This window comes from Streptomyces sp. NPDC048664 (assembly GCF_040650555.1).
In the GTDB taxonomy this organism is placed as follows: domain Bacteria; phylum Actinomycetota; class Actinomycetes; order Streptomycetales; family Streptomycetaceae; genus Streptomyces.
Genome location: NZ_JBEZHK010000010.1, coordinates 67,776 through 92,029, shown reverse-complemented (window position 1 = coordinate 92,029; position 24,254 = coordinate 67,776). Strand labels below are relative to the sequence as shown.

Below are 24,254 nucleotides of genomic sequence, written 5' to 3'. Positions count from 1 at the left end.
TCTTTCTCACGCTGTCCGTCCTGTCCCTCGACTGTAGGTCGCGGGGCCGCGCGTGCGAAGTGTACGTTTCCTCCATCAGAGCGGGGCGGGATGGAGGAATCGCACATGTCTCCCGACTCCCGGACGCCGGCGGGCCCGGCCGCACCGGCCGTCCCGCCCACCGTGCCGGTCGCGCTGGCGGCCCTGCTGGCGCGCGAGGACCTGGCCCTGCGGCAGATCGCGGGGCCGCCGGCGGGCGAGGTCGCCATCCACTGGGCGCACGCCTCGGAGATGGCCGACCCGTACCCGTACCTGCTCGGCGGCGAGCTGCTGCTGTCGGCAGGGGTCCACTTCCGGGAGGGCGGTGGCGACTCCCGCGAGGTCGGCGAGGGCAGCGGCGAGGGTGGCGACTTCCGCGAAGGCGGTGGCGAGGCGGGGCGCGAGGAGGGCCGCGGCCGGGGCGGGGACCGCTTCGACCGCTATGTCTCCCGCATCGTGGCGGCGGGCGGCGCGGCCCTCGGCTTCGGCCTCGCCCCGGTCCACGACACGGTCCCGGCCGGTCTGGTGGCCGCCTGCGACGCGCGCGGACTGCCGCTCCTGGAGGTACCGCCGCAGACCACCTTCTCCGGCGTGGCCCGCGCGGTGTGGCAGCTCATGGCCGAGGCCCGGCTGGCGGAGCTGCGCCGCGTCACCGAGGCCCAGCAGAGCCTGGCCGCCGCGGCGGCGCGTCCGGACCCGGTGCCCTCGGTGCTGCGGCGACTGGCCCGGTGGACGTCGGGCTGGGCGGTGCTGTACGGACCGCAGGCGACGCGGATCGCGACGGCGGGACGGGATCCGGAGGCCGCGGTCCAGGAGTCGATGGCCCGGTTGGCGGCGGTCGTACGGCCGCGCGGCGCGACGGGCCCCCACACGGCCTCCGCGACCGACACCGTCGGCGACGTCCACCTCTCCGCCTACGCCCTGGCCCCCGGCCAGGGATGCGTGCTCGGGGTCGCCTCGACGCGACGTACGGCCGGGGACCACACCATCGCCTCGGTCGCCGCCGTCCTGCTGTCGCTGCTGACCGCCGAGCAGGTGGGCGAGGCGGCCGACGCGCGTGCGGCCGCGCTGGTCCGACTGCTGCTGGGGGCGGCGCCCCGGGCGGTGGCGCCGCTGCTCGGCGCCGGGCCCTGGCTCGTCGTGCACGCGCTCCCTGACGCCTCCTCGGCGACCGCCTCCGCGCTGGGTGCCGCGCTCGGGTCCGCGCTGGTCGACCACGGCCCGGCGGCCGACGGGACCGGGGCGGGCGGGGCGGGTGCGCGGGTGCGGGTCCTGGTGCCGGCCGACCGCGAGCCGGTCCCGCAGCCCGGCTGGACCCTCGGCGTCAGCGCCGCCGTCGCCCCGGAGGACTGGCCCGTGGCCGACGCCCAGGCCGCCCGTGCCCTGGCCCGCGCCCGCGCCACCCGGACGCCCCTGGTCCGCCACCGGCACAGCGGCGGCCCCGGGCCGGCGGGCCTGGTCCCCCGCGACGAGGCCGAGGCGTACGCCCGAGCGCTCCTCGCCCCGCTCGCCGGGGCACCCGCGCTGACCGAGACCCTGCGCACCTGGCTGTCCCTGCACGGCAGCTGGGACCGCACCGCCGTGGCCCTGTCGGTGCACCGCAACACGGTCCGCGGGCGCGTCGCGCGCTGCGCGGCGCTGCTGGACGCGGACCTGGACGATCCCGACGTGCGCATGGAGCTGTGGTTCGCCCTGAAGCACCCCGGCAGGGCCGAGGGAGCCGCTCCGGGGCGGGAGTGACGCGCGTCCCACGGGGCGGGACGACGGTCCGGCACGCCGCGGGCCCCGGCAGAATGGGTGCCATGCCGATATCCGGGACCCCCAGCCGCGCCGAGCTCGTCGCCCACCTCGTACGGACCCGCATCGCGGGCGATGTCGCGACGCCCCGCGAGAACAACCTCTCGCACTACCGCAAGCTCGCGAACGGCGACCGCCACTACTGGCTCGGCCTGGAACTCGGCGACCGCTGGGGCGACGAGCAGGACGTGCTCGCGGTCATGGCGGAGCGCTGCGGGGTGAGTGACGACCCCGAGCACCGGTACGGGCAGGACACCATCGACCCGGAGCTGACGGTCGACGCCCTGGAGCGGCTCGCCGGCCGGCTGCGCAAGGCCGCCGCCGGGAGACAGCGGGTGCTGCTGGCCACCGGCCACCCCGGCGGGCTCCTCGACGTGCATCGGGCCACCGCCGCCGCGCTGCGTGCCGCGGGCTGCGAGATCGTCGTGATCCCGGACGGGCTCGTGACCGACGAGGGCTACGTCATGCAGTTCGCGGACGTGGCCGTCCTCGAACACGGCGCCACCCTGTGGCACACGCACTCCGGTGAGCCGATGGGCGAGATCCTGCGGGGCCTCGAGCGCGAACGGCGTCCGCTGCCCGACCTGGTGGTGGCCGACCACGGCTGGGCGGGCCGCGCGGGCCAGCTCGGGATCGACTCGGTCGGGTACGCCGACTGCAACGACCCGGCCCTGTTCCTCGCCGAGGCGGAGGGCACCGTGCAGGTGACGGTGCCGCTGGACGACCACGTCACGAGCCCGCGCCACTACGACCCGATGACGGCCTACCTCCTCGACGCGGCGGGCCTGGCCTGACGGACCCGCGGGGCACCGCCCGGACGGCGAGGTCCCGCGGCCGGAGAACCGGGTGCCGCGGACCTCAGCGGGGGATACGGACCACGCCCTCCTGGATCACCGAGATCGCCAGGCGGCCGTCCTGGGTGTAGATGCGGGCCTGGCCCAGGCCCCGTCCGCCGTGCGCCGAGGGGGACTCCTGGGCGTACAGGAGCCACTCGTCGGCCCGGAACGGGCGGTGGAACCACATGGCGTGGTCCAGCGACGCCCCGACGACGTCCCCCACGGCCCAGCCGCCGCGGCCGTGCGCGAGGAGGATGGAGTCCAGCAGGGTCATGTCGGAGACGTACGTGGCGAGGACGACATGCAGCAGCGGGTCGTCGTCCAGCTTGCCGCTGGTGCGGAACCACACCTGGGACCGCGGCTCGCGCGGCTCGCCGAACTTCCCGTACGGCGGGTCGTCGACGTACCTGAGGTCGATGGACTCGCGCGCCTGAAGCAGCTTCTCCACGAGCTCGGGGGGCAGATGGGAGTAGCCGCTCAGCCGTTCCCTGGAGGAGGGCAGCGTCTCGGGGTCCGGGGCGGGCGGCATCGGGGCCTGGTGGTCCATGCCCTCCTCGTACGTCTGGAAGGACGCGGAGAGGTGGAAGATGGGCTGCCCGTGCTGGACCGCGACCACCCGGCGGGTGGTGAAGGACCGGCCGTCGCGGATGCGGTCGACCGTGTAGACGATGGGGGCGCCCGGGTCGCCGGGGCGCAGGAAGTAGGCGTGCAGGGAGTGGGCGGGCCGGTCCTCGGGGACCGTGCGCCCGGCGGCGACCAGCGCCTGGGCCGCCACCTGCCCGCCGAAGACCCGCGGGACCAGCGCGGACCGGGACCGGCCGCGGAAGATGTCCTGCTCGATCCGCTCGATGTCGAGCAGGTCGAGGAGCGACTGAAGTGCCTGGCTCATACGCCGGTTCCCACCGCCTCGTGCGTCGGTTCCCACCGCTGCCGGCTCCCACCGCGCGGTGGGAGCCGGTGGCCTCCACCGCGCGGTGACCGCGCGGGTTGTACGGGCGGTCCTACAGGCCCATGTTCTTGGCGATGATCGACTTCATGATCTCGCTGGTGCCGCCGTAGATGCGGTTGACGCGGTTGTCGGCGTACAGACGCGCGATCGGGTACTCGTTCATGAAGCCGTAGCCGCCGTGCAGCTGGAGGCAGCGGTCGATCACGCGGTGGGCGACCTCGGTGTTGAACAGCTTGGCGCTGGCGGCCTCGGCGGGGGTCAGCTCACCGGCGTCCAGGGCCTCCGTGGCGCGGTCGGCGACGGCCTCCGCGGCGTCCACCTCGGCCTGGCAGGCGGCCAGCTCGAACTTGGTGTTCTGGAACGAGGCGACGGTCTTGCCGAAGACGGTCCGCTGCTCCACGTACTGCTGGGCGAACCGGATCGCGGCCTTGGCCTGCGCGTAGGCGCCGAAGGCGATGCCCCAGCGCTCGGAGGCCAGGTTGTGGCCGAGGTAGTAGAAGCCCTTGTTCTCCTCGCCGAGGAGGTCCTCGACGGGCACCTTGACGTCGACGAAGGCCAGCTCGGCCGTGTCGGAGGTCTTGAGGCCGAGCTTGTCCAGCTTGCGGCCGACCGAGTAGCCCTCGGCCTTGGTGTCCACGACGAAGAGGGAGATGCCGTGGCGGCGGTCCTCGGCGCTGGGCGCGGCGGTGCGGGCGCAGACGATCATGCGGTCGGCGTGCACGCCGCCGGTGATGAAGGTCTTGGCGCCGTTGAGGACGTAGTGCGTGCCGTCCTCGGAGAGCTTGGCGGTGGTCTTCATGCCCGCGAGGTCCGAGCCGGTGCCCGGCTCCGTCATCGCGATGGCCCACATCTCCTCGCCGGAGACGAACTTCGGCAGGAAGCGCTTCTTCTGCTCGTCGGTGGCGAGCATCTTGATGTAGGGCAGGGCGAGCAGGACGTGCACGCCGGAGCCGCCGAACTGGACGCCCGCACGAGCCGTCTCCTCGTACAGGACGGCCTCGAACTTGTACGAGTCTATGCCCGCGCCGCCGTACTCCTCGTCGACCCGGATGCCGAAGACGCCGAGCTCGGCGAGCTTGTAGTAGAAGTCGCGCGGCGCCTCGCCCGCGGCGAACCACTCGTCGTACACCGGCACGACCTCGGCCTCGATGAAGGCGCGCAGAGTCTGCCGGAACGCCTCATGATCCTCGTTGAACACCGTACGGCGCACGTCGCCACCTCCACGTTACCTGGGCAAGACATCGGACCTGTCTAAGCGCTTGCTCATATGCCAAGGTACCGGCCAGTAGGTTGCGGCGTCCAGAGTGGCCCACGGGTAACGCTCGTCACGCCCATGGAGCAACCGGCGCGGTGGGCGCCGGGGCGAGCGCCGGGTGGGTTCCTCAGCCCTCCCCCACCGCGGCCAGCGCCCCCCGGGCCATCCGCTGCAGGAGGTGCGCCGTGGTGTCGCGGCCGGGCAGGGAACCCGGGCGGCCCAGGTGCGGGGTCGAGTTGAGCAGGCCGAAGACCGAGTGCACCGCCGAGCGGGCGGCCGGCTCGGCGAGCTCCGGGTACACCTCGCGCACGACCTCCACCCACAGCTCGACGTACTGGCGCTGGAGCTGGCGCACCAGCTTGCGGTCGCTGTCGCGCAGGCGGTCCAGCTCGCGGTCGTGCAGGGTGATCAGGGGCCGGTCGTCCAGCGCGAAGTCGATGTGCCCCTCGATCAGCGAGTCGAGCGCCTCCTGGGCGTTCCGCCCGCCCGAGCCCCCGTCGACCTCGGCGATCCGCCGCCTGGCCCCGGTCAGCAGCTGCCCGCTGATCCCCACGAGCAGCTCGGCGAGCATCGCGTCCTTGCCTGCGAAGTGCCGGTACAGACCCGGGCCGCTGATGCCGACCGCGGCCCCTATCTCGTCGACCCCGACGCCGTGGAACCCGCGCTCGGCGAAGAGCCGGGCGGCCTCCTTGAGGATCTGCTCGCGACGGGTGGGGGCGTCGGTTCTCGTGGCCATGAAATCGATTCTAGACAGGGAGGTTAGCGGTCGTTAACCTGAAGGAAATGCGTTAACGCTCATTAACACCGTGAGGGGACCGCACCATGCAGGAGGCACCGGAGCTGACGAGCGCGGCAGACCCCGCGTCGGAGGCCTGGCAAGCCAATGAGGAGGCGCACCGCGCCCTCGGCGAGGAGCTGCGCGCCAAGCTGGCCGCGGCCCGGCTGGGCGGCGGTGACCGGGCCCGGGCCCGGCACACCGCGCGGGGCAAGCTGCTGCCGCGCGAGCGGGTGGACACCCTGCTGGACCCGGGGTCGCCCTTCCTCGAACTGGCCCCCCTCGCGGCCGACGGGATGTACGACGGGCAGGCGCCCGCCGCCGGGGTGATCGCCGGGATCGGGCGCGTCAGCGGCCGCGAGTGCGTGATCGTCGCCAACGACGCCACGGTCAAGGGTGGCACGTACTACCCGATGACCGTGAAGAAGCACCTCAGGGCGCAGGAGGTGGCGCTGGAGAACCGCCTCCCCTGCCTCTACCTGGTCGACTCCGGCGGCGCCTTCCTGCCCATGCAGGACGAGGTCTTCCCCGACCGCGAGCACTTCGGGCGGATCTTCTACAACCAGGCCCGGATGTCCGGCGCCGGGATCCCCCAGATCGCGGCCGTCCTCGGCTCCTGCACCGCGGGCGGGGCGTATGTGCCCGCGATGAGCGACGAGGCGGTGATCGTGCGCGGCCAGGGCACGATCTTCCTGGGCGGCCCGCCCCTGGTGAAGGCGGCCACCGGTGAGGTCGTGACGGCCGAGGAGCTCGGCGGCGGCGAGGTCCACTCGCGGGTGTCGGGCGTGACCGACCACCTCGCCGAGGACGACGCGCACGCGCTGCGCATCGTGCGGACCATCGTCTCCACCCTGCCCGCCCGGGGCCCCCTGCCCTGGGAGGTCGTCCCGTCCGAGGAGCCGAAGGCCGACCCGTTCGGGCTGTACGGCGCGGTGCCGGCCGACTCCCGCACCCCCTACGACGTCCGCGAGGTCATCGCGCGTGTGGTGGACGGATCGCGGTTCGCCGAGTTCAAGGCCGAGTTCGGGCAGACCCTCATCACCGGCTTCGCCCGGATCCACGGCCACCCGGTCGGGATCGTCGCCAACAACGGCATCCTGTTCTCCGAGTCCGCCCAGAAGGGCGCCCACTTCATCGAGCTGTGCGACCAGCGCGGCATCCCGCTGGTGTTCCTGCAGAACATCTCCGGCTTCATGGTCGGACGGGACTACGAGGCGGGCGGCATCGCCAAGCACGGCGCCAAGATGGTCACGGCCGTCGCCTGCACCCGGGTGCCGAAGCTCACGGTCGTGATCGGCGGCTCGTTCGGCGCGGGCAACTACTCGATGTGCGGCCGGGCGTACTCCCCGCGCTTCCTGTGGATGTGGCCGAACGCCAAGATCTCGGTGATGGGCGGCGAGCAGGCCGCCTCCGTGCTCGCGACGGTCAAGCGCGACCAGTTGGAGGGACGCGGGGAGACCTGGCCCCAGGAGGACGAGGACGCCTTCAAGGACCCGATCCGCGCCCAGTACGAGCGCCAGGGCAACGCCTACTACGCGACGGCCCGCCTCTGGGACGACGGCGTGATCGACCCGGTGGAGACCCGGCAGGTGCTGGGTCTCGCCCTGACCGCTTGTGCCAACGCGCCCCTGGGTGACCCCCAGTTCGGCGTCTTCCGGATGTGAGGGGGAGCCATGTTTGACACAGTGCTGGTGGCCAACCGGGGCGAGATCGCCGTACGCGTCATCCGTACGCTGCGGTCGATGGGCGTGCGCTCGGTGGCCGTCTTCTCCGACGCCGACGCGGACGCGCGGCATGTCCGTGAGGCCGACACGGCGGTGCGGATCGGTCCGGCGCCCGCCGCCGAGAGCTATCTGTCCGTGGAGCGGCTGCTGGACGCCGCCCGGCGCAGCGGCGCCCAGGCGGTGCACCCGGGATACGGCTTCCTCGCCGAGAACGCCGCGTTCGCGCGCGCCTGCCAGGAGGCGGGACTCACCTTCATCGGGCCGCCCGCGGACGCGATCGCGCTCATGGGCGACAAGATCCGCGCCAAGGAGACGGTCCGCGCCGCCGGGGTCCCGGTGGTGCCGGGTTCGAGCGGAAGCGGGCTCACGGACGCCGAACTGGAAGCCGCCGCCCACGAGATCGGTGTGCCGGTGCTGCTCAAGCCCTCGGCGGGCGGTGGCGGCAAGGGCATGCGGCTGGTGCGGGACGCCGGCCTGCTGGCCGAGGAGATCGCGGCCGCACGGCGTGAGGCCCGCGCGTCCTTCGGCGACGACACGCTGCTGGTGGAGCGCTGGATCGACCGCCCCCGGCACATCGAGATCCAGGTGCTGGCCGACGCCCACGGCAACGTGGTGCACCTGGGCGAGCGCGAGTGCTCCCTCCAGCGCCGCCACCAGAAGATCATCGAGGAGGCGCCGAGCGTGCTCCTCGACGAGGCCACCCGCGCGGCGATGGGCGAGGCGGCGGTGCAGGCGGCCCGCTCCTGCGGGTACCGGGGCGCGGGCACGGTGGAGTTCATCGTGCCCGGCGCGGACCCCTCGGCGTACTGCTTCATGGAGATGAACACCCGCCTGCAGGTGGAACACCCGGTCACCGAGCTGATCACGGGCCTGGACCTGGTGGAGTGGCAGCTGCGGGTGGCCGCGGGCGAGCCCCTGCCCTTCGAGCAGAAGGACATCACGCTCACCGGGCACGCGGTCGAGGCCCGTGTCTGCGCCGAGGACCCCTCCCGCGGCTTCCTGCCCTCGGGCGGCACCGTGCTGTCGCTGCGCGAGCCCGAGGGCGACGGGGTGCGCACCGATTCGGGCCTGACCGAGGGCACCGAGGTCGGCAGCCTGTACGACCCGATGCTGTCCAAGGTCATCGCCTTCGGCCCGGACCGCGCGACCGCGCTGCGCAAGCTGCGGGCGGCCCTCGCCCGGACCGTCACCCTGGGCGTGCAGACCAACGCCGGGTTCCTGTGCCGGCTGCTGGCCCATCCGGCGGTCGTGGCGGGCGAGCTGGACACGGGTCTGGTGGAGCGCGAGGTGGACGGCCTCGTCGCGGCCGAGGTGCCCGAAGAGGTGTACGAGGCGGCTGCGGCCGTGCGGCTGCACGCACTTCAGCCGCACGCGGAGGGCTGGACGGACCCGTTCTCGGTGCCGAGCGGCTGGCGTCTCGGGGGCGAGCCCCGGCCCGTGGCCTTCCCGCTGCGCGTGTCGGAACCGGTGGAGTACGCCCCGAGAGGCACCCACACGGTCACCGAGGACCAGGTCTGCGTCGTGCTGGACGGGGTCCGCCACACCTTCCACCGGGCCGCCGACTGGCTGGGCCGCGACGGCGACGCCTGGCACGTGCGCGACCACGACCCGGTCGCCGCCTCGCTCAGCGGCGCCGCCCGCGCGGGCACCGACTCGCTGACTGCGCCCATGCCGGGCACCGTGACCGTCGTCAAGGTGGCGGTCGGGGACACCGTGGAGGCAGGGCAGAGCCTGCTGGTGGTCGAGGCGATGAAGATGGAGCACGTCATCTCCGCCCCGCACGCCGGGACCGTCGCCGAACTCGGCGTCGCCCCGGGCACGACGGTGGCCATGGACCAGGTGCTGGCCGTGGTCGCGCCGCACGAGGACGAGCAGGGGGACGCGCCCGGGGACGCGCGGGAGCAGGCCGGGACGGAGGCGCGCCGATGACCGCTCACGGACTGCCCATGGTGGTGCCGGCCCAGGATCTGCCCGCCCGGGTCAGGATCCATGAGGTCGGCGCGCGCGACGGACTGCAGAACGAGAAGCGCACGGTGCCCACGGAGGTGAAGGCGGAGTTCATCCGCCGGCTCGCCGGCGCGGGCCTGACCACCATCGAGGCCACCAGCTTCGTCCACCCCAAGTGGGTCCCGCAGCTCGCCGACGCGGAGCAGCTGTACCCGCTGGTGGCCGACCTGCCGGTGGAGCTTCCGGTCCTGGTGCCGAACGAGCGGGGCCTGGACCGGGCCTTGGCGCTCGGCGCGCGCCGGATCGCCGTCTTCGCCAGCGCCACCGAGTCCTTCGCCAAGGCCAACCTCAACCGCACGGTGGACGAGGCGCTGGCCATGTTCGAGCCGGTGGTCCGGCGCGCGAAGGACCAGCAGGCCCATGTGCGCGGCTATCTGTCCATGTGCTTCGGCGACCCGTGGGAGGGGCCCGTCCCCGTCCACCAGGTCGTCCGCGTCAGCAAGGCGCTCATGGACATGGGCTGCGACGAGCTGAGCCTCGGCGACACGATCGGTGTGGCGACACCGAACCACGTCCTCGCGCTGCTGTCCCAGCTGAACGAGGAGGGCGTGCCGACGAGCGCGATCGGGGTGCACTTCCACGACACCTACGGCCAGGCCCTCGCCAACACCCTGGCCGCCCTCCAGCACGGCGTGACGACCGTCGACGCCTCCGCCGGAGGCCTCGGCGGCTGCCCGTACGCCAAGTCCGCCACCGGCAACCTCGCCACCGAAGACCTCGTCTGGATGCTTCAGGGCCTCGGTGTCGACACCGGGGTCGACCTGGACCGGCTCACCGCCACGAGCGTGTGGATGGCCGCCCATCTGGACCGGCCCAGCCCGTCCCGCACCGTCCGAGCCCTCTCCCACAAGGAATGACTCCCATGGATCACCGTCTCTCCCCCGAGCTGGAGGAACTCCGCCGCACGGTCGAGGAGTTCGCTCACGACGTCGTGGCGCCCAAGATCGGGGACTTCTACGAGCGCCACGAGTTCCCGTACGAGATCGTCCGCGAGATGGGCCGCATGGGCCTGTTCGGGCTGCCGTTCCCCGAGGAGCACGGCGGGATGGGCGGCGACTACCTGGCGCTCGGTATCGCGTTGGAGGAGCTGGCCCGGGTCGACTCGTCGGTGGCCATCACCCTGGAGGCCGGTGTCTCGCTGGGCGCCATGCCCATCCACCTGTTCGGCACCGAGGAGCAGAAGCGCGAGTGGCTTCCCCGGCTGTGCGCCGGGGAGATCCTGGGCGCGTTCGGCCTGACGGAACCCGACGGCGGCAGCGACGCGGGCGCCACCCGTACGACGGCCCGGCTGGACCCGGACACGAACGAGTGGGTCATCAACGGCACCAAGTGCTTCATCACCAACTCGGGCACGGACATCACGGGCCTGGTGACGGTCACGGCGGTCACGGGCCGCAAGCCGGACGGCAAGCCGCAGATCTCCGCCATCATCGTCCCGACCGGCACCCCCGGGTTCACGGTGGCGGCCCCCTACTCGAAGGTGGGCTGGAACGCCTCGGACACCCGTGAGCTGTCCTTCGCGGACGTGCGCGTCCCGGCCGCGAACCTGCTCGGCGAGGAGGGCCGCGGCTACGCCCAGTTCCTGCGCATCCTGGACGAGGGCCGTATCGCCATCGCGGCCCTCGCGACCGGCCTCGCGCAGGGCTGTGTGGACGAGTCGGTGAAGTACGCCCGGGAGCGGCACGCCTTCGGCCGCCCGATCGGCGCCAACCAGGCCATCCAGTTCAAGATCGCCGACATGGAGATGAAGGCCCACACGGCTCGCCTCGCCTGGCGGGACGCGGCCTACCGGCTGGTGGCGGGCGAGCCGTTCAAGAAGGAGGCGGCGATGGCCAAGCTGTACTCGTCCACGGTCGCCGTCGACAACGCGCGCGAGGCCACCCAGGTCCACGGCGGCTACGGCTTCATGAACGAGTACCCGGTGGCCCGCATGTGGCGCGACTCCAAGATCCTGGAGATCGGCGAGGGCACGAGCGAGGTGCAGCGGATGCTGATCGCGCGGGAACTGGGCCTGGCGGGCTGAGTCGTACCCCCGAAGGGGCCCCTGGGCGAGCTGTCGGCCCGGGGGCCCTCTTCATGGGGAGAGCCCCGGAGAGCGAGAGGGAGGAGCGACGGGAGGAGCGCCTCCCCCATGGACAATAACTGAGGTTAGGCTAACCTACCTTTCGAACTCCCCCGGCGGAACGCTCCGCCCCGTTCGAAGGCAGCCACACCATGTCCCACGCCAGTGCCTCCCGCCTCTCCCGCCGCGGCATCCTCGCCGCCGGCGGCGCCCTCGGTCTGGGTGCCGTGCTCGCGGCATGCGGCGACGACAAGGGCGAAAGTGCCGGCTCGAACAACGGCAAGTCCGGCGCCAAGACCGGCCCCTGGACCTTCAAGGACGACCGCGGGCAGACCGCGAAGGCGGACAGGACCCCGTCCGCCGTCGTCGCCTACGTGGGCGTGGCCGCCGCGCTGCACGACTACGGCGTCAGCGTGAAGGGCGTCTTCGGGCCGACCAGGACCAAGGACGGCAAGGCCGACGTCATGGCCGGCGACCTGGACGTCAGCAAGGTCACGATCCTCGGCAACGAGTGGGGCCAGTTCAACATCGAGAAGTACGCGGCCCTCGCCCCCGACCTTCTCGTCAGCACCATGTTCGACGACGCGGGCACCCTGTGGTACGTGCCGGAGGAGTCCAAGAAGAAGATCCTCGGCGTCGGCGCCCCCAGCACCGGCATCTCCGTCTACGACCGCCAGCTGACCCAGCCGCTGGAGCGCATGCTGGCGCTCGCCAAGTCGCTCGGCGCCGACACCGGCTCCGCCAGGATCACCCAGGCGAAGAAGCGGTTCGAGGACGCCGCCGCCCGGCTGCGCGCCGCCGCCAAGGCCAAGCCCGACATCAAGGTGCTGGTGGGCTCGGCGAGCCAGGACGTCTTCTACGTGTCCGGCTCCCACCTCTCCATCGACCTGGAGTACTTCAAGGCGCTCGGCGTGAACTTCGTCGAGCCCTCCCCCGCCGCGCTCAAGGCCAGCGGCGGCTGGTTCGAGAACCTGAGCTGGGAGAACGTCGACAAGTACAAGGCCGACGTCATCATGATGGACAACCGGGCCCAGGCCACCCAGCCCGCCGACATCACCGAGGCGACCTGGAAGAGGCTCCCGGCGGTGAAGGCCGGCCAGGTCGTCCCCCGCGCGGCCGAGCCCATCCTGTCGTACGACAAGTGCACCCCGCTGCTGGAGGGCCTCGCCAAGGCGATCGAGTCGGCGAAGAAGGTCAGCTGACCGACGCCGCCCACCCTCAACCGAGCTTGCCTTCGCTTGACTTGGTGTTTACCTCTGCATCGCCGGGACCCCTGGGGTCCCGGCGATGTCGCCGTTGCCCCGCGCGTGATCTCCCTCACGCCGCATCCTTGGCATTACCGCTGGAAACAGGCAAGCCGCTCGGCGAGTCGCCCGTTTCGCCCCGCGAGGTCCGCAGGGGCTCATTGACGCGGAAGTTACATGTGCTCATGCTGTGAATCCACCTCACGGTGCCTTTACATGAACCATACAAAGGCACCCGTGAGGTGAAGCCCTGGCGGTGAATCAGACACCGCCGGTGGTCGTATGGTTCGGCGCTGCACGGGGGTGCGCGGGCGCGGGGGGGATGGTGAGCCGCCGCGTTCGGCGCGCGTCGATGCGTGCCCTGAAGCGGGGATGGGCGTGGCTCACACGTGAAACTTTCCAGAGGGCCGGCGAGAGACCGGTCCGGGTCGGCCTGGCGCCGGTTGACGGCCACGACGGCGCTGGTGGCGGCGACCGTCCTGGCGGTCGGTCAGGTGCCGGCGCTGGCGGATCAGGATCCGGGCGGTGCGGGCGGGGGGACTCCGGCCGCGTTCGACATGGCGGCGGCGGAGCAGGTCCGCAAGGACCAGTGCCTGCTGTCGACGGTGTTGCGTACCGGTGGTCCGTCGATGAAGCAGGTGGCGGCGAAGGGTCTGGACTCGGACACGGCCGCCCTGCACAGTGCCGCTGCGGCGGACTACTGGGACACGACGCCGCTGTCGACGGCGTACAAGACCGACAACGACGCCACGTTGAAGCTGATGGACGGTCTGTCCGATCGGCACAAGACGTGGGAGGCGCCGCTGTCCGGGCTGTACGAGCCGGGCGGTTTCAAGTCGGACGCGGACTTCCACTGGGCCCCGGATCCGGACTTCTTCTCGTCGGTGGGGCTGGGGCACTGGCTGAGCCAGCAGTTCTGGACGGCCGAGGACACCTTCTACAAGGAGCCCTCGCCGCTGGCGAACGACGCGTCGGCGAAGGCCGCGACGGATCTGGGCAACGCGCGTTATCCGGAGCCGAACGACGGCAACGACCCCGACTTCCAGTTGAAGTACCGGGAGTGGGACGCCTGGCACTGGAAGATGGCGTTCATGCACGGGCTGTTCGCGGACGACACGCGGATGTTCCTGGAGAACGGCGGCTTCCCGCGTAGTGCGCCCGAGCCGGACACGGTGGAGTACCGGGTCGCGGTGGAGGACCTGAAGTCGCGGTTCGCCTCGTGCGAGTACCGCAACCCGGTGGACCCGAACAGTGTGCTCGGCCAGGAGGTGGAGACCGCCTCCAACGAGTGGCAGGCCGAGGTCGGGGGCGTGGCCAAGCAGCGGGATGCGATCTTCGCGGCGAACGCGAAGGCGTCGGCTGCTCTGGCGACGGCGACGCAGGCGCTGGGTGAGGCGCTGGGCCAGTCGTGGCTGGCGGACCACCTCACGCGCTGGCAGGCGTACTGGCTGCCGGGCGGCGAGGGCGCGGCGGGTGCCGGCAAGATCACTTTCCAGCTCAAGGGCAACACCACGCTCTGCCTGGACGACAGGGGCGGTTCGAAGGACAGCGGCGCGCCGGTACAGGCGTACTCCTGCAATTCGACTCCCTCGCAGCAGTGGTGGCCGGAGTCGCATGACCAGAAGCTGGACGGCAATCTGTACAACGGGATTGGCGGCAAGTGCCTGGCGGTGGACACCAGCAAGGCGGTGGCCAGCGGGTCGAAGGTGGTCCAGACGACGTGCGGCAGTGCGTCGACGCAGCACTGGCAGTACGTGACCACGATGGGCCTGACCCGGCTGTACAACGTGGGTGCCAAGCTGTGCCTGGACGCCACGGCGACCAAGAGCACGCAGGCCGTGGTGAAGACCTGCACCGGCGGGACGACCCAGCAGTTCGTCGCCCAGCAGGACAACGGGGGTACCACGACCGGCACGGACAGCCTGTCGTACCCGAAGGCGGCGCAGTTCACCCAGGCGAAGAAGGCCCTGCCGGTCGCGCAGACCGCGGCGAAGGCGCAGCTGACCGTCGCGCAACAGCAGCTGACCATCGCGCAGCAGGCGGCCACCGACACGACGGCCGCCGAGCAGCAGGCGTACGCGATCGCGGACGCGGCGGGCACGCCGCGTGGCCGGGGTCTGCTGGCCGGTCAGCAGGAGGCGCAGGTCACCATGGCCTCGGCCGCCGCGCTGAAGGCCGTCGCCGGTGCCACGCAGACGGCGTACGACGCCACCACGGCCTCCGCCGAGGACTCCAAGACGCTTCAGTCGCAGGCGCAGACCCAGGCGTCGGCGTCGAAGGCGGCGTTCCACATGGCGGCGGCGCAGGAGGCGGACAACCAGGCGAAGGCCGCCGCGGCGGGTGCCGCGTTGCAGGCGAAGAACGCGGCCGCGCAGAACGACAAGGCGCAGGCGGCGCTGAAGACGGCGCAGCAGGCGGAGTCGACCGCGAAGAACGCGGCGGACGTCGCGCACGCCAAGCGGCTGGCGGCCGAGGCGCAGCAGGCGCAGGCGGCGACGGCGAAGAACGAGGCCGCCGCCCACCAGGCCCAGGCGGCACTGGACCGGGCCGACGCCGAGCGGTACGACAAGGCGGCCAACGACGCCCTGTCGGCGGCCCAGACCGCCGGCGCCACCGCGGCGGACAAGCGTGCGGCGGCGGAGCAGTCCGACCGTGCGGCTTCTCAGGCCCGGCAGAAGGCATGGGAAGCTCAGCGGAACCGTGACGCCGCGAAGGCGAAGGCCGAGGCGGCCGACGCCTACGCGGACGCTCACCAGAGCGATGCGGACGCGCACGACGCGCGGGCGGCGGCCGATGAGGCCGACGCGGACGCGGACTCCGCGACCACGGCGGCGAACCAGTCGTCGGCCGCGGCGGATGCCGCGACCCAGGAGGCGCAGGCGGCGGACGCGGCGGCGACGCGCGCCGAGGCCGCAGCTCGCCGGGCGCAGTCGGACGCGGATGACGCCAAGGCCGCGAAGGCCACCGCCGACGCGGCGGTGCGCACCAGCGAAGCCGCGGTGGCGACCGCGATCCAGGCCGCGAGCCAGGCGTCCACGGACGCGGACGCGGCGAAGAAGGACGCGGCCCAGGCGAAGGTGGACGCGGAGAACGCGCAGAAGAACGCGATCGCCGCGAGCGCGGACGCCAAGCAGTCCCAGGCGCAGGCCGCGACCACGGCCGGCTTCGCCTACACCACCGCACAGGCCGCGACCGCGGCGGCGGACGCGGCGCAGAAGGTGACCGACTCGGCGAACGACGCCATCCAGCTCGGCTCGCCCTACATGGACAGCGACTCCTCCGCGGGACTCGCGGTGCTGAGCGCGCAGGCGTCGAAGACGATCGCCGACCAGCAGCAGTCCATGGCGCAGGCCAAGGCCGACCAGGCGCAGAAGGCCGCGCAGTCGGCCCAGGCCCTGGCGGACGCGGCCAGCGGCGACGAGAAGAACGCCAAGCTCGCCGCCGCCGACGCCGCCGTGCAGGCGGCCAACGCACAGGTCTCCGCCCAGAAGGCCGTCGCCTCCGCGGCGCAGGCACAGAAGGCGGCGGCCGAGGCGAAGGCCAGCGAGGCCCGCACCATCGCCTACGACGCCCAGGCGACCGCGGACGCGGCAGCCGCGCAGTCCGCGGCGGACGCCGCCTCCAGCGACGCCGCCACCGCACGCGCCTCCGCCAACGAGGCGGAGTCCGACGCGAACGCCGCACAGGCCGCCGCCAGCGACGCCCAAGCGGCAGCCGCAACCGCACGAGAGGTCGCCGCGCAGGCAGACAAGGACGCCGACGCGGCCGAAGCCGCCGCCAAGGACGCCGAGAAGCAGGCTGAATCGGCTCAAGAGGCTGCCACCTTGGCGGAGCAGGAACAGGCGAAACAGGACGAGGCTTCCCAGGCATCGACCAACAGCAACGTGATCGTGAAGTACCAGATCACCAGTTACAGCACCGATCCGCACGGCGACTGCGTGGGCACGGAGACCGGCCCCAACGCGGGCTGCGAGATCTCGATGACGTTCCATGTGAAGGGCATCGCGACCTTCTATGCGCTCTCCGAGTGCGTGATGGACTCGGCGGACTCCTGTACCGGTGAACTCATCTACCTGGACAGCAAGCCGTTTGACAACGAAGAGACCAAGACCGTCCATGTCAACGGTCGGGACATCACGGAAGCGGTCCTCAAGGGGGTGGTCGACGGATTCCTCCAGGACTTCGACGACTGCATCAATCACCACAAGGCCAGTGGCTGCGCCTGGGCCGCCAGCTGGTTCGTGCCCGAAGTGAAGATCACTGAGGCGTCCCGTCTCCTCCGCGCCCTCGACGCCTCCTACAAAACCGGCATCGGCATTGAGGACGCGCTGAAGGCGCTCCGGGGGTTGGAACTCGACTCTAAGGCCATGGCCGGGATCGAACGGGAAGCCAGTGCGATGGAGGAGCTCTACAGCTCCTGCACCCCGAAGAACAGTTTTCCTGGCACCACAAGGGTGCTGATGGCGAACGGCTCCGCGAAGAGGATCGAGGACATCAGGACCGGTGACTCTGTTCTCGCCACCGATCCGGAAAGCGGCCGTACCGAAGCACACGCCGTTACCCGCACGATCTACACGCCGGAGGACACCGACTTCGCCGACATCACCGTCGATGCGGGGCGCTCCATCCGTTCGACGATCACCGCGACACAGCACCACCCCTTCTGGTCGCCCAGCGCTCACCGGTGGATCGACGCCGGCGACCTCGTGCACGGTCAGACCCTGCGTGCAAGTGACGGAAAGCCTGTCACCGTCGTCCAGGTGAAGCGGTACGAGTGGCATCACCCGGCCTACAACCTCACTGTCGACGACCTCCACACGTTCTATGTAGTCGCAGGCACGACGCCGGTTCTGGTCCACAACTCCGGCGGCCTTCAGTTCTGCGGCGCTGATGCCGAGGCTCTCAAGAGTTGGACACGAGCTACCTTCAAGACTGTCGAGGAATCCGCCGTGTACCATCTCGGCAAGCATGGCAAGGGTCGCACCTTCGCGGAGTACACCAAGGAAGCCATGGACCTGTGGAACAAGACCAAGGCATCGGATCGAGTTCCGTGGAAGCTGGCTGACGGGTCCATGGGATGGAAGATCCGAGGCGGTCTGTTCGGGGGGGAAGGCATTTACACCTTGGAGGGGAAGATTGTGACCTGGCATGACTGACACATCTGGTTTCGATCACGCCTTCTCACGGTTCCTCACCATGCGGTATCCCGACTATCCGCAGCTGGAAGCGTTGCAGGACTGGAACTCCGAGCTGCTCACGCTGGACGGGCATGTCGCTGGGTACGCGAGTCAAGTCCACGGCGGCACCATGCGGGCACATGAGATTCCAGATCTGCCCGGCATTCTCCTGTCGGTGAGGAACCTGCGCGAATCACTTGGTTCCCTCCGGGCGCCGGACGCTGAGGATCGTCGCCTCATCAGCGAGTACGCCAGCTATGTCTCGGCGCTGGAGTCGATGGTGTCAGAACTGGACCACCTCGCTCGCCACCGGGAGTAGGCACCTCCCTCGAATCCTTGCGCATGGTCTGGTTGATCTCTACGCAGTCCAACGCGCACCCCGAGCCCCGCCACCCCGCCCCGCGCGGAGCGGCGGGGTTCGGGCGTTTCCGGGGTGCGGGCGTCGACCGGATCCCGGCGCTCCGAGCCGGTGATGCTTAGGTTAGGCTAACCTCAGTTCGACGGCGGGCCTCCGCCCTCGTCTGTCCCCGCACGGACTGCCCCCACCGGGAGGACTCCCACCATGCGCTCGCACCTGCTCAATGACCTCACCGCGGAGCACTACCGCCGCTCCGTGACCGAAGGAGTAGAGCGGGTGGCCGCCAAAATCGCCGCCACCGACCGTCCGTTCACCGGCGTCGCGGTCGACGCCCTCGCCCCCCGCATCGACCGGGTCGACCTGGACCGCCCGCTGCACGACACCACCGCGGTCCTGGACGAGTTGGAGGAGCTCTACCTCCGCGACGCGATCTACTTCCACCACCCCCGCTACCTCGCCCACCTCAACTGCCCGGTCGTGATCCCGGCCGTCGTCGGCGAGGCGGTCCTCTCGGCGGTCAACTCCTCCCTGGACACCTGGGACCAGTCGGCGGGCGGCACCCTCATCGAGCGCAAGCTCATCGACTGGACCACCCGGCGCATCGGCCTCGGCCCCGCGGCCGACGGCGTGTTCACCAGCGGCGGCACCCAGTCCAACCTCCAGGCGCTGCTGCTGGCCCGCGAGGAGGCCAAGAGCGACGACCTCGGGAAACTCCGCGTCTTCGCCTCCGAGGCCGGCCACTTCAGCGTGAAGAAGTCGGCGAAACTGCTCGGCCTCGGCCCGGACGCGGTGGCCGTCGTCCCCGTCGGCCACGACAAGCGCATGCAGACCGTCGCCCTCGCTCGCGAGCTGGAGCGCTGCACCCGGGACGGGCTCGTCCCCATGGCCGTCGTCGCCACCGCGGGCACCACCGACTTCGGCTCCATCGACCCGCTGCCCGAGATCGCGGAGCTGTGCGCGCAGTTCGGCAGCTGGATGCACGTGGACGCCGCCTACGGCTGCGGCCTGCTCGCCTCCCTGAAGTACCGGGACCGCCTGACCGGCATCGAGCGCGCCGACTCCGTCACCGTCGACTACCACAAGTCCTTCTTCCAGCCGGTCAGTTCCTCCGCCGTGCTGGTGCGGGACACCGCCACCCTGCGCCACGCCACCTACCACGCGGAGTACCTCAACCCGCGCCGCATGGCCGAGGAGCGGATCCCCAACCAGGTGGACAAGTCGCTTCAGACCACCCGCCGCTTCGACGCCCTCAAGCTGTGGATGACCCTGCGCACGATGGGCGCCGACGGCATCGGACAGCTCTTCGACGAGGTCTGCGACCTCACCCGGGAGGGCTGGCAGCTGCTGGCCGCCGATCCGCGCTTCGACGTGGTGGTCCGGCCCCAGCTGTCCACCCTCGTCTTCCGCTACATCCCCGCCGCCGTCACCGACCCGGCCGGCATCGACCGCGCCAACCTGTACGCCCGCCAGGCCCTGTTCGCCTCCGGCGACGCGGTGGTGGCGGGCACCAAGGTGGGCGGACGCCACTACCTGAAGTTCACCCTGCTCAACCCCGGGACCACGGCCGACGACATCGCCGCCGTGCTCGACCTGATCGCCGGCCACGCCGAGCAGTACCTGGGAGAGTCCCTTGACCACGCTTCCTGAATCCGCCCACAAGACGTACGACTTCGTGGGGATCGGGCTCGGCCCCTTCAACCTCGGCCTCGCCTGCCTCACCGAGCCGATCGCCGAACTCGACGGCGTCTTCCTGGAGTCCAAGCCGGACTTCGAGTGGCACGCGGGCATGTTCCTGGACGGCGCCCACCTCCAGACCCCGTTCATGTCGGACCTGGTCACCCTCGCCGACCCGACGTCGCCGTACTCCTTCCTCAACTACCTGAAGGAGAAGGGCAGGCTCTACTCCTTCTACATCCGGGAGAACTTCTACCCGCTGCGCGTGGAGTACGACGACTACTGCCGCTGGGCCGCGTCCAAGCTGAGCAGCATCCGCTTCGGCACGACGGTCGCGGAGGTGACGTACGAGGAGCGGGACGAGGTCTACGCCGTCCGCACGCACACGGGTGAGGTCTTCCGGGGCCGCCGCCTGGTCCTCGGCACCGGAACCCCGCCCCATGTCCCGGACTCCTGCCGCGACCTCGGCGGCGACTTCGTCCACAACTCCCGCTATCTCGACCACAAGCACCAGCTCCAGGCCAAGGAGTCGATCACCCTGGTCGGCAGCGGGCAGTCCGCCGCCGAGATCTACCGCGACCTGCTCGCCGAGATCGACGTCCACGGCTACCGGCTGAACTGGGTCACGCGCTCCCCGCGCTTCTTCCCGCTGGAGTACACCAAGCTCACGCTGGAGATGACCTCCCCCGAGTACATCGACTACTTCCACGCCCTGCCCGAGGGGACCCGCTACCGCCTCAACGGCGAGCAGAAGGGCCTGTTCAAGGGCATCGACGGCGTCCTGATCGACGAGATCTTCGACCTGCTCTACCAGAAGAACCTCGACGGCCCGGTCCCCACCCGCCTGCTCACCAACTCCGCCCTCACCAGCGCGCGCTACGAGGACGGCAGCTACACGCTCGGCTTCCGCCAGGAGGAGCAGGAGAAGGACTTCGAGCTGAGCTCCGAGGGACTCGTCCTCGCCACCGGCTACCGGTACGTCGAACCCGAGTACCTGAAGCCCGTACGCGACCGACTGCGCTACGACACGCACGGCAGCTTCGACGTCGCCCGCAACTACAGCGTCGACGTGACGGGCCGGGGCGTCTTCCTGCAGAACGCCGGCGTCCACGCGCACAGCATCACCAGCCCGGACCTGGGCATGGGTCCCTACCGGAACTCGTACATCATCCGAGAACTGCTCGGCAGCGAGTACTACCCCGTCGAAAAGACCATCGCCTTCCAGGAGTTCGCGGTATGAGCACGACCACCGGCACCCTCGGCGCCCTGACCCTGCGCCCTCTCGACCCCCTCAAGGACGCCGAACTCCTGCATCGGTGGGTCACCCACCCCAAGGCGGCCTTCTGGATGATGCAGGAGGCCCGGCTGGAGGACGTCGAGCGCGCCTACATGGAGATCGCGGCCGACGAGCACCAGCACGCCCTCCTCGGGCTGCACGACGGCGAGCCCGCCTTCCTCATGGAGAGCTACGACCCCGCCCATCGCGAGCTGGTGGGGCTGTACGGGCCCGAGCCCGGTGACGTCGGCATGCACTTCCTCGTCGCGCCCACCGACAGGCCCGTCCACGGGTTCACCACGGCGGTCATCACCGCCGTGATGCGGCACCTGTTCGAGGACCCGGCGACCCTCCGGGTCGTCGTGGAGCCCGACGTCCGCAACACCGCCGTGCACGCCCTGAACGCCGCTGTCGGCTTCGTGCCCGCGCGCGAGATCGAGAAGCCGGAGAAGCGGGCGCTGCTCAGCTTCTGCACCCGTGAGCAGTTCGAGCGGGCGGTGGCGGCATGACCGAGTTCGCCGACGCCGTCGCCCATCTGACCCCCGAGCGCTGGGAGCGCGCCGGCCGCCTCGTGGTCCGCAAGGCCCTGGCCGAGTTCGCCCATGAGCGGCTGCTCTCGCCCCGACCGGAGGCGGACGGGAGCGACACCTATGCCGTCCACAGCGACGACGGGCTGACCCGCTACCGGTTCACCGCCACCCGCCGAGGCCTCGACCACTGGCACATCGACCCGGACTCGATCACCCGCAGCCGTGACGGTGCGGAACTCCCGCTGGCGGTGCTGGACTTCTTCATCGAGATGAGGGAGACCCTCGGGCTGAGCGACGAGGTGCTCCCCGTCTACCTGGAGGAGATCTCCTCCACGGTCTCCAGCACCTGCTACAAGCTCGGCAAGCCGCGGACCGGCTCCGCCGAGCTGGCCCGCGGCAGCTTCCAGGACATCGAGGCCGGGATGACCGAGGGCCATCCGTGCTTCGTCGCCAACAACGGTCGCCTGGGCTTCGGCATCCACGAGTACCTGTCGTACGCGCCCGAGACCGCCCACCCCGTCCGGCTGGTGTGGCTGGCCGCGCACCGCTCACGGGCCGCGTTCACGGCGGGCGCCGGGATCGAGTACTCCTCCTTCGTGGCGGACGAGCTGGGCGCTCAGACCGTCGAGCGCTTCCACCGGCTGCTGTCCGGCCGAGGCCTGGACCCCCATGACTACCTCCTCATTCCCGTCCACCCCTGGCAGTGGTGGAACAAGCTCAGCGTCACCTTCGCCGCCGAGGTCGCCCGCGGGCACCTCGTCTGCCTCGGCGAGGGGGACGACGAGTATCTGGCGCAGCAGTCCATCCGGACGTTCTTCAACAAGAGCAACCCGGACAAGCACTATGTGAAGACGGCCCTGTCCGTCCTCAACATGGGCTTCATGCGCGGGCTCTCGGCCGCCTACATGGAGGCGACTCCGGCGATCAACGACTGGCTGGCCCAGCTCATCGAGAGCGATCCGGTCCTGAAGTCGACCGGTCTGACCATCATCCGCGAGCGGGCCGCCGTCGGATACCGCCATCTGGAGTACGAGGCCGCCACCGACCGCACCTCGCCGTACCGCAAGATGCTGGCCGCCCTGTGGCGTGAGAGCCCGGTCGCCTCGCTCCAGGAGGGCGAGAGCCTGGCGACCATGGCCGCCCTGGCCCATGTGGACGACGAGGGCGCGTCGTTCGCCGGCGCGCTGATCGAGCGCTCGGGGCTGGCGCCGGTGCAGTGGCTGCGCGGCTATCTGCGCGCCTACCTCGTCCCGCTGCTGCACAGCTTCTACGCCTACGACCTGGTCTACATGCCGCACGGCGAGAACGTCATCCTCGTCCTGAAGGACGGGGCCGTGCAGCGGGCGGTGTTCAAGGACATAGCCGAGGAGATCGTGGTCATGGACCCGGACGCGGTCCTGCCGCCGGAGGTCGCGCGCATCCGCGTGGACGTCCCGGAGGACCAGCGGCTGCTGTCGATCTTCACGGACGTCTTCGACTGCTTCTTCCGCTTCATGGCGGCGCACCTCGCCGAGGACGGGGTCCTTGCGGAGGACGACTTCTGGGGCACGGTCGCCGAGGTGGCGCGCGAGTACCAGGACGCGAACCCGCAGCTGGCCGAACGGTTCGACCGGTACGACCTGTTCGCCCCCGAGTTCGCCCTCTCCTGCCTCAACCGCCTCCAGCTGCGGAACAACCGTCAGATGGTGGACCTCACGGACCCGTCCGGCGCGCTCCAGCTGATCGGATCCCTCGCGAACCCCCTTGCGGGCCGCTAGGGATTGTCGGACAGGCCCTCGCGCCGCGACAGGCAGGTTCGCCCCGGACGGACGGGCGCCCCGGTGTACGGTCCACCGGGGCGCCCGTCGTCGTCCTCGTCCGTCCTGGGGGGGGGACACCGGCTGTCCATAAAAAGGCATGCCATTCGATGGCGCTCGCAGGGGCACTTTTCCCCGAAGTTGGATACCTTGATCCGCATCGCCGACGCCGTCGACGTGCCACTCTCCGACCTCGTGCGATGAGCAACGGCCCCTACCGGGGCTGATTCGGCTACCGTGCTACCCACCACACGGCGGGAGACGAGGCACGGATGGCGGACCAGGGCGAGCCCTTCGCGCGGGACGGCCGACCGGTGTGCGGCGTGTGCCCGTCCCTGCGTCTCCCAGGCGGTGCGTTCGACGTCTTCCCGCGCCCGTCCCGTGACTGCCCCTTCGACCCGGCCACCGGGAACCGCTACACCGCGGCCGGGGTGCCGGTGTGCGTGCACCCCGACCGGGTCGGGCTGCCGGCCGCCCCGTACGCCACGGACAGCCTCCCCCTGCCATGGGAGACCCCGCCGCCAGTAGAGGCCGACGGGGTCCCTGCGTGGGTGCGCATCGCACTGGACGCGGCACCGCCGGAAGTTGCTGACGACGTGATCCGGCAGGCGACGGAGATCCTGCTCGCCTCGGACCCTGCCACGAACATCACGGCGGTGCTGCGCGCCGCGCTCGGCTAGACCGCAGCCGCAGCGAAGTTGATGCTGTGCTCCCGGCCGGAGCGCCCCATGCCGATGCTCTCGTACAGGCTGGCGAGCACGTCGCGACGCCGGACG

General features: G+C 71.1%; 17 protein-coding genes. 14 read left to right on the top strand and 3 right to left on the bottom strand.

Annotated features, from left to right (window positions below; all coding sequences use genetic code 11):
• Positions 1-105 precede the first annotated feature (105 nt).
• Together AB0C59_RS13675 and AB0C59_RS13670 are read left to right on the top strand one after the other, a co-directional pair.
• The gene (locus AB0C59_RS13675) at positions 106-1,758 is read left to right on the top strand and encodes a helix-turn-helix domain-containing protein (RefSeq protein WP_363003908.1); all 1,653 of its coding nucleotides are present in this window, start codon (positions 106-108) and stop codon (positions 1,756-1,758) included.
• A 62-nt stretch (positions 1,759-1,820) separates the two neighbouring features.
• Complete coding sequence (locus AB0C59_RS13670) at positions 1,821-2,609, top strand: phosphatase (protein ID WP_363003906.1); 789 nt, start codon at positions 1,821-1,823, stop codon at positions 2,607-2,609.
• Positions 2,610-2,673: 64 nt separating this feature from the next.
• Here AB0C59_RS13670 and tesB read toward each other — a convergent pair whose 3' ends face one another.
• The 3 genes from tesB to AB0C59_RS13655 form a co-directional block, all read right to left on the bottom strand.
• Positions 2,674-3,540, bottom strand: coding sequence for an acyl-CoA thioesterase II (gene tesB / locus AB0C59_RS13665; RefSeq protein WP_363003904.1), 867 nt, complete (start codon positions 3,538-3,540; stop codon positions 2,674-2,676).
• Positions 3,541-3,652: 112 nt separating this feature from the next.
• Complete coding sequence (locus AB0C59_RS13660) at positions 3,653-4,810, bottom strand: acyl-CoA dehydrogenase family protein (RefSeq protein ID WP_363003902.1); 1,158 nt, start codon at positions 4,808-4,810, stop codon at positions 3,653-3,655.
• A gap of 172 nt (positions 4,811-4,982) precedes the next feature.
• A complete protein-coding gene (locus AB0C59_RS13655; RefSeq protein ID WP_363003900.1) occupies positions 4,983-5,591 on the bottom strand; it encodes a TetR/AcrR family transcriptional regulator in 609 nt (202 codons plus the stop codon).
• A gap of 86 nt (positions 5,592-5,677) precedes the next feature.
• Between AB0C59_RS13655 and AB0C59_RS13650 the strand changes: the two genes are divergently transcribed.
• The 12 genes from AB0C59_RS13650 (at position 5,678) to AB0C59_RS13595 (ending at position 24,158) form a co-directional block, all read left to right on the top strand.
• A complete protein-coding gene (locus AB0C59_RS13650; protein ID WP_363003898.1) occupies positions 5,678-7,294 on the top strand; it encodes a carboxyl transferase domain-containing protein in 1,617 nt (538 codons plus the stop codon).
• A gap of 9 nt (positions 7,295-7,303) precedes the next feature.
• The gene (locus AB0C59_RS13645) at positions 7,304-9,283 is read left to right on the top strand and encodes an acetyl/propionyl/methylcrotonyl-CoA carboxylase subunit alpha (RefSeq protein WP_363003896.1); all 1,980 of its coding nucleotides are present in this window, start codon (positions 7,304-7,306) and stop codon (positions 9,281-9,283) included.
• Positions 9,280-10,218 (top strand): hydroxymethylglutaryl-CoA lyase, encoded by a 939-nt coding sequence (locus tag AB0C59_RS13640; RefSeq protein WP_363003894.1) that lies wholly within the window; start codon positions 9,280-9,282, stop codon positions 10,216-10,218. Before AB0C59_RS13645 ends, AB0C59_RS13640 begins: the two co-directional genes overlap by 4 nt.
• 5 nt (positions 10,219-10,223) lie before the next feature.
• Complete coding sequence (locus tag AB0C59_RS13635; protein WP_363003892.1) at positions 10,224-11,384, top strand: acyl-CoA dehydrogenase family protein; 1,161 nt, start codon at positions 10,224-10,226, stop codon at positions 11,382-11,384.
• 191 nt (positions 11,385-11,575) lie between these two features.
• A complete protein-coding gene (locus AB0C59_RS13630) occupies positions 11,576-12,625 on the top strand; it encodes an ABC transporter substrate-binding protein (protein ID WP_363003890.1) in 1,050 nt (349 codons plus the stop codon).
• Between the two features lie 485 nt (positions 12,626-13,110).
• Positions 13,111-17,823: a polymorphic toxin-type HINT domain-containing protein gene (locus tag AB0C59_RS13625; protein WP_363003888.1), complete on the top strand. Its 4,713-nt coding sequence runs from the start codon at positions 13,111-13,113 to the stop codon at positions 17,821-17,823.
• Positions 17,816-18,163, top strand: a complete 348-nt coding sequence (locus AB0C59_RS13620) for a hypothetical protein (RefSeq protein WP_363003886.1) — start codon at positions 17,816-17,818, stop codon at positions 18,161-18,163. The genes AB0C59_RS13625 and AB0C59_RS13620 overlap by 8 nt, the downstream gene beginning before the upstream one ends.
• Before the next feature lie 243 nt (positions 18,164-18,406).
• A complete protein-coding gene (desA, locus tag AB0C59_RS13615) occupies positions 18,407-19,849 on the top strand; it encodes a lysine decarboxylase DesA (RefSeq protein ID WP_363003884.1) in 1,443 nt (480 codons plus the stop codon).
• The gene (locus AB0C59_RS13610; RefSeq protein WP_363003882.1) at positions 19,833-21,116 is read left to right on the top strand and encodes a SidA/IucD/PvdA family monooxygenase; all 1,284 of its coding nucleotides are present in this window, start codon (positions 19,833-19,835) and stop codon (positions 21,114-21,116) included. The genes desA and AB0C59_RS13610 overlap by 17 nt, the downstream gene beginning before the upstream one ends.
• A complete protein-coding gene (locus tag AB0C59_RS13605; RefSeq protein ID WP_363003880.1) occupies positions 21,113-21,661 on the top strand; it encodes a GNAT family N-acetyltransferase in 549 nt (182 codons plus the stop codon). The genes AB0C59_RS13610 and AB0C59_RS13605 overlap by 4 nt, the downstream gene beginning before the upstream one ends.
• Positions 21,658-23,439, top strand: a complete 1,782-nt coding sequence (locus AB0C59_RS13600; protein ID WP_363003878.1) for an IucA/IucC family siderophore biosynthesis protein — start codon at positions 21,658-21,660, stop codon at positions 23,437-23,439. Before AB0C59_RS13605 ends, AB0C59_RS13600 begins: the two co-directional genes overlap by 4 nt.
• A 311-nt stretch (positions 23,440-23,750) precedes the next feature.
• On the top strand, positions 23,751-24,158 hold the full coding sequence (locus AB0C59_RS13595) for a hypothetical protein (RefSeq protein ID WP_363003876.1): 408 nt from the start codon (positions 23,751-23,753) through the stop codon (positions 24,156-24,158).
• Positions 24,159-24,254: the final 96 nt, after the last annotated feature.